Here is a 10515-nt window from a genome sequence, read left to right on the forward strand (position 1 = left end):
AATTACAGGCAGAAATTGAAGAATATTTGGTGTATTACAACCAAAAACGAATTAAACCCGACTTAAAAGGATTGAGCCCGGCACAATACCGAGCTCAATATTTACGTGAGTAACCTGTCCAACTTTTGGGGGGCAGATCAGCAAGCGGTCGGATCTTGTAAATTTTTTACAAAATCCGACCGCTTGTTGATCTGTCTTGATTGTGTTTATCTGTGTCCAGCGCTATTTTTCGACATAAAAATCTTTGATGTAATAAGTGCCTTGCGGGCTTTTACCTTCATAGCCTTTTACTTTCGGATTTTTAATAAACAATCCCGCATAGTGATAAATCGCCACAAACGGATGGTGACTATTTAATTCCGCTTCTGCTTTGGCATAGATTTCAGCACGTTCTGCTTCATCTTTCGCATAGTAAGAGTCATTGATTAACTGATCAAATTTCTCACTTTTGAAACCAATTTTATTTTGGTCGCTATTTGAGAGATAGTAAGTTAAGAACGTACTTGCATCATTATAGTCTGCCATCCATGCACTGAAAGCTAAGGTGTAATTTTTCTGAGCTTTGGTATCTAAGAACGTTTTCCATTCCATGTTTTTCAGTGTAATGTCTGTCATTCCATCTAAGTTTTTCTTCCACATAGATGTAGCAGCCACCGCAATATTTTTTAAGCCTTCGTTTGTGTTATAAAGCAACTCGGTTTTAAGCGGATTCGCTTTGCTATAACCCGCTTCGGCGAGTAATTTTTTTGCTTCTTCGTTACGTTGGGCTTGTGTCCAGCTTGCATATTCAGGTTGTTTGATTTTTTCACCTGCGCCGATGTAATGTGGTGTAAAGGTAAAGGTTGGCGTTTGACCGAAGCCAAGTACTTTGTCGGTAATCACTTCACGGTCAATCGCAAGATCTAACGCTTTACGCACACGAATGTCATCAAACGGTGCTTTAGCTAAGTTCATCTCATAAGTGAATGTACCGAGTTTGCGTGATTTATGAATTTGCGGATCATATTCTTTACGGAATTTCGCATCTTTATAGAGTGTTGACGGAATATTTGCAATATCTAAATCACCTGAACGGAAACGTGCAATGCCTGAGCTTTCATTTAACACATAAAACGTGACTTTATTGACCACGGTTTCTTTATCATTCCAGTAAGTCGGGCTACGTTCAAAGGCAATTTTTTCATTAAGAACCCGTTCAGCAATTTTATACGCACCGTTACCAACGAAATTTTCAGGACGAATCCAGTTATCGCCATGTTTTTCAACGGTTGCACGATGAACAGGGTAGAGTGATGCATGTTGAGTTAAATCTGCTGCATAAGGCACTGGAGCGGTTAAGGTGAGCAATAAAGTATGATCATCAACCGCTTTTACCCCTAAGGTATCCGGTGATTTTTTACCCGCCACAATATCCGCCACGTTTTCCATTTTCATAAATTCTAAGTAGGTTGCATAAGGCGAAGCGGTTTTCGGATCGACTAAACGTTGCCAAGCATAGACAAAGTCATGGGCGGTAACAGGATCACCGTTTGACCACTTGGCATCTTTACGCAAATAGAAGGTCAATGATTTATTTTCAGGACCATATTCCCAACGCTCTGCGACACCGGGCACAAGATGATCTTGTTCATCGGTATTGACCAATCCTTCAAGAAGCTGGCGGGCTAATAAACTTTCCCCTGTGCCTTCCATTTTTTGTGGATCGAGTGTAGCTGCTTCAGCAGTGGTTTGAATACGTACTTCTTGTTTATCAGCAAGGACAACGCCTTCAGGTACTTTAGCCGCAAGTGCATTGCCATTGATAGCAAAGAAAATGGCGCAACTTAGCGCAGAAAGATTGACAAGGCTTTTACTTTTAGTCCAAATAGTGTGTTCTGTGTTCTGCATAAACTATTCCTTTTTGCAAGTAAAATGTTCAGACAATGTCAGAATTGACGATATATAAATAGCCTGCTTTTTCAACAGTGTAAATAAATTTATGTAAGCAATAGATTGTTTTTTAAGCATAAAAATTAAGGGTGTGTAAAAAAACACCGCTAAACTGATTTAGCTGACGATTTTCATCGCAATAAATTGTATGATATAAAGAGTTGATAATTATTTTCAATAATAAGTGTTTATCATTTTAAGAGAGCAACTATATGAAATTCAAACACAACTTACTTTATTCCGCCCTGTTTATTTCTCCGTTCGTTATTGCGGAAGGAAACACATCGTTATCGGAAGTGACCGTTTCGTCTTCAGCACAAACGGAAAATAACGAAGGCAGTTACCAATCACGTATCAGCAATATTGCTAATAAAGGCGCAACGCCTTTGATTGATTCGCCGCAGACGGTCAATGTGGTAAACAGTCAGCTGATTGCGGATCGCCAACCAAAAAGTTTGGATGAAGCGTTAGCTACCGTCAGTGGAATGACACAAGCCAATACCCTTGGCGGTTTAATGGATGCGGTGCTTAAACGCGGATTCGGAGCAAACCGTGATAACTCCATTTTACGCAACGGCGTTATTGCCGGTCCTTCCCATAACTTTTCCGCAACCACTGAACGCGTTGAAGTGTTAAAAGGCCCTGCCTCTGTGCTTTATGGGATTCAAGATCCGGGCGGTGTGATTAATGTGGTGACGAAAAAACCGCAGCAAGAAGCCAAATATGTGTTAGGCGGTTCTGTCGGGAACAATAATGCGTGGGGTGTCAATGTTGATGCAACCGGCGGTTTAGGTAACGGCTTTGCTTATCGTTTTATTTACGACCAAAATGATAAAGATTATTGGCGTAATTTCGGTGAAATAAAACGTACTCTATATGCACCGTCCGTCTCTTGGCAGAATGATAAAACAGAAGTTGTGCTCAGCTATGAACATCAAGAATATACCGATCCCTTCGATCGAGGAACTTACATTATTGCTAACGGTACGGGAAAAGGTTCTATCGTCAATATTCCGAAAGAACAGCGTTTGGATGAACCGTTTAATCAAGTCGTCGGTAAGATTGATGTTGTGTCATTACAAGCAAGCCATAAATTAAACGACAGTTGGAAATTGAATGCCGTCTACGGTTATACCAAGGATACTTATAATTATTGGCAAGCTCGCGTAACGGCGATTAATTTGGACAGAGATCGCGTAACCCGCCGTTTGGAAGGTATTCAAGGCTCGGAACAACGTAACCACAGTGGAAGTATCAATGCGGTTGGTGAATTTGCGACGGGGAGTATTGCTCATCGTGTTGTGGTGGGTGTAGATCTTGCCCGTACTACGTTAGATATTGCCCGTTATCAAGGTAATACCAGCAATATTTCATTAAGTAACCCGATTTATAACACGGCAAGTGTAGCAAATATGCCGTTGGCCACCAATAACGGTCATCAATTTGCCGAATTGAATACTGCCGGCATATATCTTCAAGATTCTGCGTATTTAACCGATAAATTGATTTTATCGGGCGGTATTCGTTATGAATATTACGATCAAGAAGCCGGGCGTGGCGGTTCAACCGTTGCGGATCGTTTATATACGGACGGACACGGCGGTAAATTCTTATATCAAGGCGGTTTAGTTTATAAATTCACCCCGGATTGGGCGGTTTACGGTAACTATGCACAATCGTTCCGCCCGCATTTAAGCCGTGCGGCGATTACCGAATCAAGCTTAAAACCGGAGCAGGGTGAGTCCTTTGAAGTGGGCACAAAATATGAAAATGCCTTCTTCAGTACTAATTTAGCACTATTTAATATTGATAAGAAAAATGTTGCGGATACTTACACTGGTAGTGACGGTTACAGTTACCAATATTTGGTCGGTAAAGTCAATTCGCGCGGTTTGGAATGGGACTTACACGGTCGTTTGACGGAAAAACTCGGTGTGACGGCAACCTATGCTTACACCGATACCAAAACCCGTGAAAACAGTAAATACAGCTATTTCAACGGTAAAGAGTTTGAAGGTGTACCACAGCATCAAGCGAGTTTATTTTTAACCTACGATTTAGGGCATTTCTCATTCGGCAATATTCGTGTCGGGGCGGGAGCGAGATATCTCGGTTCTTGGGCGGTGTATAACACTTACGATGAAGCCAATATCGAGGCCTATAAACTGCCGCACTCGGTGGTTGCCGATGCCTTTATCGCTTATGAAACTCAGCTTGGCGGTAAAAAAGTCAGTTTGCAGCTGAACGGTAAAAATTTAGGCGACAAAACCTATTACGTTTCAACTCAAGGTACGAGTAACAGCGTGATTCCGATTGCTTATGGTAACGGACGTGAATTTGTGTTGAACGCAAAAGTTGAGTTTTAATGTAACAAGCGGTGCGATTTTGGCGGAATTTTGCAAATTTTCGTTCAAATCTCACCGCTTGTATGCTTTCTATTTCAGGGCGACATTCGCCCTTTTGTCGCAAATAATCTATGAACTGGCAAACAGAAGTCAATAACAGCCTCTATTGGTTAGCCATTGCGCTAACCTGTGTCTCTTTCGGACTATATCTAACAGGCAAACTCGTTGGGCGAACCGTCTTCGGACAAAAATTTTGGCATATCACCCGACCTTGTTGGGAGAAATCTAACAAAGTCAAAACAGTCGGCTTAGTGCTACTGCTATTATTAATGGTGTTAATGGAAGTTCGCATTAGCGTACTCAACACCTTTTTTTATAACGGCTTGTACAGCTCGCTACAAAAACAGCAAGCCGATGCCTTCTGGTTTTTTGCGATCATCAATTTAATGTTGGTGATTGTCAAAATTATCCACGCCATCATCAACTATTTCTTACAGCAAGTCTTTGAAATTCGTTGGTTAGAAAAGCTCAACCACGAAATGCTTGACCGCTGGTTAGCCAATAAAAATTACTATCTGGTGAAGTATGAAAAAGAGTTGCCCGACAATATCGACCAACGTATCGAACAAGATGCAACAGAGTTTATCGGCGGTACGTTAGACGCAGTGCGTGGGGTGATTAATGCGGTCGTTTCCACCATTGAATTTACGATTATCCTGTGGGGACTATCGGGGATCTTGGCGATCTTCGGCGTGGAAATCCCGAAGGGTGTAGTGTTCTTTATCTATATTTTTATTATTGTCGCTACCTTGCTTTCCGTGATTATCGGTCGCCCACTGATTGCATTGAATTTCAATAAAGAGAAGCTACAAGGGGATTACCGTTACTCGCTGATCCGTGTACGAGATAACGCCGAAAGTATCGCCTTTTATTCAGGCGAAGCCAAAGAACGCCGAAATTTACAGGCAAAATTTTCTGCGGTGATTGATAACCGTTGGAAAATTGTCCAAAAAATGTTGGGCTTAGACGGCTTTAACACAGGGGTAACACAGATTGCAATGATCTTACCGCTGATGTTACAGTCACAACGTTTTTTTGCAGGACAAGTAACCCTAGGCGATATGCACCAAACGGTACAATCTTTCAACCGTTTAATGCGTGCTTTGTCGTTTTTCCGCCTGTTCTATGATGAATTTACCCTGTATCAAGCACGTTTAAACCGTCTGTATGGCTTCTTTACCACCCTTGATCATCTAGACAAAATGCCGGTTCATCAGCCTTATCCTTGCACCACCGGCTTTATGCTGAAAGATTTTGGAATGAAAGATGCAAGCGGTAACATATTGATGAAAAATATCAACATTGACCTAAAACGTGGCGAAGCCTTATTAATTCAAGGGGCTTCAGGCACAGGCAAAACGTCGTTACTGAAAGCGTTGGCGGGTATTTATCCCTTTGAAACCTTTGGCACAGCCGAGCGTCCGTGCAGCGAACAGCCGTTGTTCTTACCACAACGCCCATATATGCCACAGGGAACATTGCGGGAAGCCATCTGTTATCCACATATTGAAGCGACAGACGAGCAAATTAAACAGGCAATGGAAAAATGCTGTTTGGATAAATATCTCCACGCACTGGATGATGATAACGACTGGCAACTTACCCTTTCACCGGGGGAATTGCAACGGGTTGCTTTTGTGCGAATTTTACTCAGCAAGCCAGAGTTGATTTTCCTTGATGAAACGACTTCCGCCCTTGATGAGCCAACGGAGTCTATTCTTTATCAGACTATTCGGGAAGAATTACCAAACAGCACCATTATCAGTGTCGGACACCGTTGCACCTTGTATCCTTATCATAACAAGCGGATTAATCTTAATGCGGGTTGTTGTGGGGTGGAAGAGTGTTGTATGAATAAGTAGAAAACAGGGCGAAAGCCCTGTTTTTATGTAATAGAAAACCGAATGGTTTTTCCTGTTTTGTTTATCATCATAAACAACGCATCTAGCGTAAATTTCTCAATTTTATGATTAACTACATCAGAAACTCTCGGGCGTGTAATGCCAAGAATTTTGGCAGCATCTGCCTGCTTGAGATTATTTGCATTGATCCATTCAGTCACATTATTCATTAAGGCAATTTTAGCTTCAATGAGAGCTTGGCTTGCTTGTTTTAGGCGTTCGGCTTCTTCTGGCTCAAAGCCAAGATCACTGAAAATGTTATCTGTGGGTAAAGTAATATGACGAATTTCAGTATCAATCATGGTTGTACTCCTTGATGAATAGCTTTAATGATTTCTATATCTCGTTTAGCGGTTTTTTCAGTCTTTTTCTGAAAGGCGTGTAAACAATAAATTGCATTATGATATTTCGCAACATAGACCAAGCGATAAGCACCCGATTGCTCTTTGATTCGAATTTCAAGAATTCCGCTACCAAGATTTTGCATAGGTTTGAAATCTCTTGGTTCTAGCCCTTGCTGAACAAGGTCAAGATCATGACCTATTTCTCTTTTAACATGGTCAGGGAATAACCGAATATCATCTAGGGTTGAGCCTACCCATAGAACAGGCTTGCGAGTTATATTCATTTTGTATCAAATTTTATACCAAAAGTAATAAATATCAAGGAAAATAGGATTATTGGCTCGTTTTATACTGACACAAGCAGAAAAAACACATTTTTCGATGAGCGTCACAAAATAAGAGCTGATATGAAACAAGCGGTTACTTTGCGTAAATTTCTTGCAAATCACGAAATAACAGGCGATTTTTCTGATAAATCTCTGTATAATAGCTCAGTTTTATTTCTTCGCATTTAAGAGGCGGCTATCAAAAGTAATCTTAACCGAACGTAAAAGATTGCTTTTGCTAGTCGCAATTTTTAGGAAATAAAACAAGAACAAATCCAAAAAATTCACAAAGGAAATTCACATGACTCCAATCGTCAAACAATTTAAATACGGTCAGCATACCGTAACCTTAGAAACCGGCGCGATCGCTCGTCAAGCAACAGCGGCTGTAATGGCAAGCATGGATGACACGACGGTTTTTGTTACCGTTGTGGCAAAAAAAGAGGTGAATGAAGGTCAAGACTTCTTCCCATTAACCGTAGATTATCAAGAGCGTACTTACGCAGCAGGTCGCATTCCGGGTGGTTTCTTCAAACGTGAAGGTCGTCCATCTGAAGGAGAGACTTTAATTGCTCGTTTAATCGACCGCCCGGTTCGTCCGCTTTTCCCTGAAGGTTTCTTTAACGAAATTCAAGTGATTGCAACGGTGGTTTCTGTCAATCCTCAAATCAGCCCGGATTTAGTCGCGATGATTGGTGCTTCGGCTGCATTATCTTTATCCGGCGTGCCTTTCAATGGTCCAATCGGTGCGGCGCGTGTCGGTTTTATTGATAACCAATTCGTCTTAAACCCAACTACATCGGAACAGCGTTTAAGCCGTTTAGATTTAGTAGTAGCCGGTACGGACAAAGCGGTATTAATGGTTGAATCTGAAGCGGATATTTTAACTGAAGAACAGATGTTAGCGGCAGTGGTATTCGGTCACGAGCAACAACAAGTGGTGATTGAAAACATCAAAGAATTTGTGAAAGAAGCGGGCAAACCACGTTGGGATTGGGTTGCTCCGGAACCAAATACGGATTTAATCAATAAAGTTAAAGCATTAGCAGAAGTGCGTATCGGCGATGCTTACCGTATTACTGAAAAACAAGCACGTTACGAACAAATCGACGCAATCAAAGCTGAAGTTATCGCTCAATTAACCGCAGAAGATGAAACCGTTTCAAGCGGTAAGATTGTAGATATTATTACCGCATTAGAGAGCCAAATCGTGCGTAGCCGTATTATTGCAGGCGAACCGCGTATTGATGGTCGTACTGTGGATACCGTTCGTGCATTAGATATTTGCACCGGCGTTTTACCTCGTACCCACGGTTCAGCGTTGTTTACCCGTGGTGAAACACAGGCGTTAGCGGTTGCGACATTAGGTACAGAACGTGATGCACAAATCATTGATGAATTAACTGGCGAAAAATCAGATCGCTTCTTATTTCACTATAACTTCCCTCCATATTCAGTAGGTGAAACAGGTCGTATCGGTTCGCCGAAACGTCGTGAAATCGGTCATGGTCGTTTAGCGAAACGTGGTGTGTTAGCCGTAATGCCGACCGCAGAAGAATTCCCGTATGTGGTGCGTGTGGTTTCTGAAATTACTGAGTCAAACGGTTCTTCTTCAATGGCTTCTGTGTGTGGCGCTTCTCTTGCGTTAATGGACGCCGGTGTGCCAATTAAAGCAGCAGTTGCAGGTATTGCAATGGGCTTAGTGAAAGAAGAAGAGAAATTTGTGGTACTTTCAGACATCTTAGGTGATGAAGACCACTTAGGCGATATGGACTTTAAAGTAGCAGGTACACGTGAAGGTGTGACTGCATTACAAATGGACATCAAAATTGAAGGGATTACCCCTGAAATTATGCGTATCGCATTAAATCAAGCGAAAGGTGCGCGTATGCACATTTTAGGCGTGATGGAACAAGCGATCCCAGCACCACGTTCAGAAATCTCTGACTTCGCACCTCGTATTCATACAATGAAGATCGATCCGAAGAAAATCAAAGATGTGATCGGTAAAGGCGGTGCGACAATTCGTGCATTAACCGAAGAAACCGGCACATCAATCGACATTGATGATGACGGCACAGTGAAAATTGCTGCAACGGATAACAACGCAGCAAAACGTGTGATGGAACGTATCGAAGAGATCGTGGCAGAAGTCGAAGTCAATGCGATCTACAAAGGTAAAGTAACCCGTGTAGTGGATTTCGGTGCATTCGTGTCTATCCTTGGTGGTAAAGAAGGTTTAGTGCATATTTCTCAAATCACTGACGCTCGTGTAGAACGTGTGGCGGATTACTTATCTGTCGGACAAGAAGTTCAAGTCAAAGTCGTTGAAATCGATCGCCAAGGTCGTATCCGTTTAACGATGAAAGAGTTGAATGGCACGAATGAGTCAACCGAATCACAAGAACAAGAAACTGCTGAAGAATTGGCGGAATAATGTTTTTTGCTTCCTTTCCCTCATTGCGGGGGAAAGGAGATCGTTATGTAACCTTAAGGTTTTACTAATGCCACAACGTTTTAAGTTGTTTAACTTTCGTTTATGTTTGCTTAATTTATTGGCGGTGATCTTCGTGACCGGCTGTATCAGTCGTCCGTCGGATATGATCTCTCCCGATAAATTACCGTTAGCCGAGCTGAATCCTCAATTGCGTTTTGAGCAAGAAGTGATGGTTGTTCGTTTAACGCAGGTATTGGCAGAAGCTAAATTAACTCAAACAGAGAAAGCGGAATTACACTTTGAAAGAGGGGTAATTTACGACAGTTTAGGACTATGGTCGCTTGCGCGTTATGACTTTACGCAAGCGGTCGAGTATGCCCCTAAAATGGCGGCAGCCTATAACTATTTGGGCTTGTATTTGTTACTTGAAGACGATTACGACAGCTCAATCGACGCCTTTAATGCGGTATTAGAATTGGATCCGCACTACGATTACACCCGTTTAAATCGTGGTCTTGCTTTTTATTACAGTGGACGTTATTCGGAAGCCGAACGTGATTTATTGCGTTTCTACGAAGCGGATAAATCCGATCCTTATCGAATATTATGGTTATATTTCAATGAATTAGAGTTAAATCCGAGCGAGGCCAAAGCAAACTTGGTTGAGCGTTCCAAAAGATTGTCGAAAGAGTTTTGGGGTACGAATATCGTTTCCTACTTCTTAGGCGATTTAACTCTCGAACAGCTTCGTTTAAAAATTAATGCAGAGGCGGAACCGAATACCGCACAATATGCGGAAATTTTAACCGAAACGTATTTTTATCTTGCAAAACAAGCACTCAAAATGAATCAAGCTGATGAAGCCGTCAGCCTGTTTCGTCTCGCTATCGCAAATCAAGTGTATAACTTTGTTGAGTATCGTTTTGCTTTGTTTGAGTTGGCATTATTACGCAACCAAGCTCAAACGTATCCCGTTGTTGGGAAATATTAGGACGATACAAGCGGTGCGATGTGTAAAATTTTTTGCAAATCCCACCGCTTACACTGTGTGACAAGTTATATAAAGCATTGATTTGTTTTCTATTTATTTTTCTTACCTAAAAAGCTCAACAATATAATTTTTATTTTTTAGTGAAATGTTGGATTGATCCGCTCCCCTCTTTAGCAAAGAGG

The 10515-nt window shown here is 41.7% G+C and carries 8 protein-coding genes; 5 read left to right on the top strand and 3 right to left on the bottom strand.

Annotated elements, in window-relative coordinates:
- Nucleotides 1-113: IS3 family transposase (locus tag ACEYKX_RS10795; RefSeq protein WP_373768011.1), on the top strand; the 113-nt coding region annotated here is incomplete at its 5' end.
- A 109-nt stretch (nt 114-222) separates the two neighbouring features.
- Here ACEYKX_RS10795 and ACEYKX_RS10800 read toward each other — a convergent pair.
- Nucleotides 223-1887, bottom strand: a complete 1665-nt coding sequence (locus tag ACEYKX_RS10800; protein ID WP_373768002.1) for an ABC transporter substrate-binding protein — start codon at nt 1885-1887, stop codon at nt 223-225.
- A 254-nt stretch (nt 1888-2141) separates the two neighbouring features.
- On the opposite strand from ACEYKX_RS10800, the gene ACEYKX_RS10805 reads away from it, so the two are divergent.
- Nucleotides 2142-4295: a TonB-dependent siderophore receptor gene (locus ACEYKX_RS10805; RefSeq protein ID WP_373768003.1), complete on the top strand. Its 2154-nt coding sequence runs from the start codon at nt 2142-2144 to the stop codon at nt 4293-4295.
- A 110-nt stretch (nt 4296-4405) separates the two neighbouring features.
- On the top strand, nt 4406-6196 hold the full coding sequence (locus ACEYKX_RS10810) for an ABC transporter ATP-binding protein/permease (protein ID WP_373768004.1): 1791 nt from the start codon (nt 4406-4408) through the stop codon (nt 6194-6196).
- Between the two features lie 23 nt (nt 6197-6219).
- On the opposite strand, the gene ACEYKX_RS10815 is transcribed toward ACEYKX_RS10810, so the two are convergent.
- Complete coding sequence (locus tag ACEYKX_RS10815) at nt 6220-6537, bottom strand: helix-turn-helix domain-containing protein (protein ID WP_373768005.1); 318 nt, start codon at nt 6535-6537, stop codon at nt 6220-6222.
- Entirely contained in the window at nt 6534-6863 is a 330-nt protein-coding gene (locus ACEYKX_RS10820; RefSeq protein ID WP_373768006.1) for a type II toxin-antitoxin system RelE/ParE family toxin, read from the bottom strand. Before ACEYKX_RS10820 ends, ACEYKX_RS10815 begins: the two co-directional genes overlap by 4 nt.
- Before the next feature lie 343 nt (nt 6864-7206).
- Between ACEYKX_RS10820 and pnp the strand changes: the two genes are divergently transcribed.
- Both pnp and nlpI read left to right on the top strand, forming a co-directional pair.
- Entirely contained in the window at nt 7207-9342 is a 2136-nt protein-coding gene (pnp, locus tag ACEYKX_RS10825; protein WP_373768007.1) for a polyribonucleotide nucleotidyltransferase, read from the top strand.
- 67 nt (nt 9343-9409) lie between these two features.
- The gene (nlpI, locus tag ACEYKX_RS10830; protein WP_373768008.1) at nt 9410-10333 is read left to right on the top strand and encodes a lipoprotein NlpI; all 924 of its coding nucleotides are present in this window, start codon (nt 9410-9412) and stop codon (nt 10331-10333) included.
- Nucleotides 10334-10515 lie beyond the last annotated feature (182 nt).

This window comes from Glaesserella sp. (assembly GCF_041817755.1).
Lineage (GTDB): Bacteria > Pseudomonadota > Gammaproteobacteria > Enterobacterales > Pasteurellaceae > Glaesserella.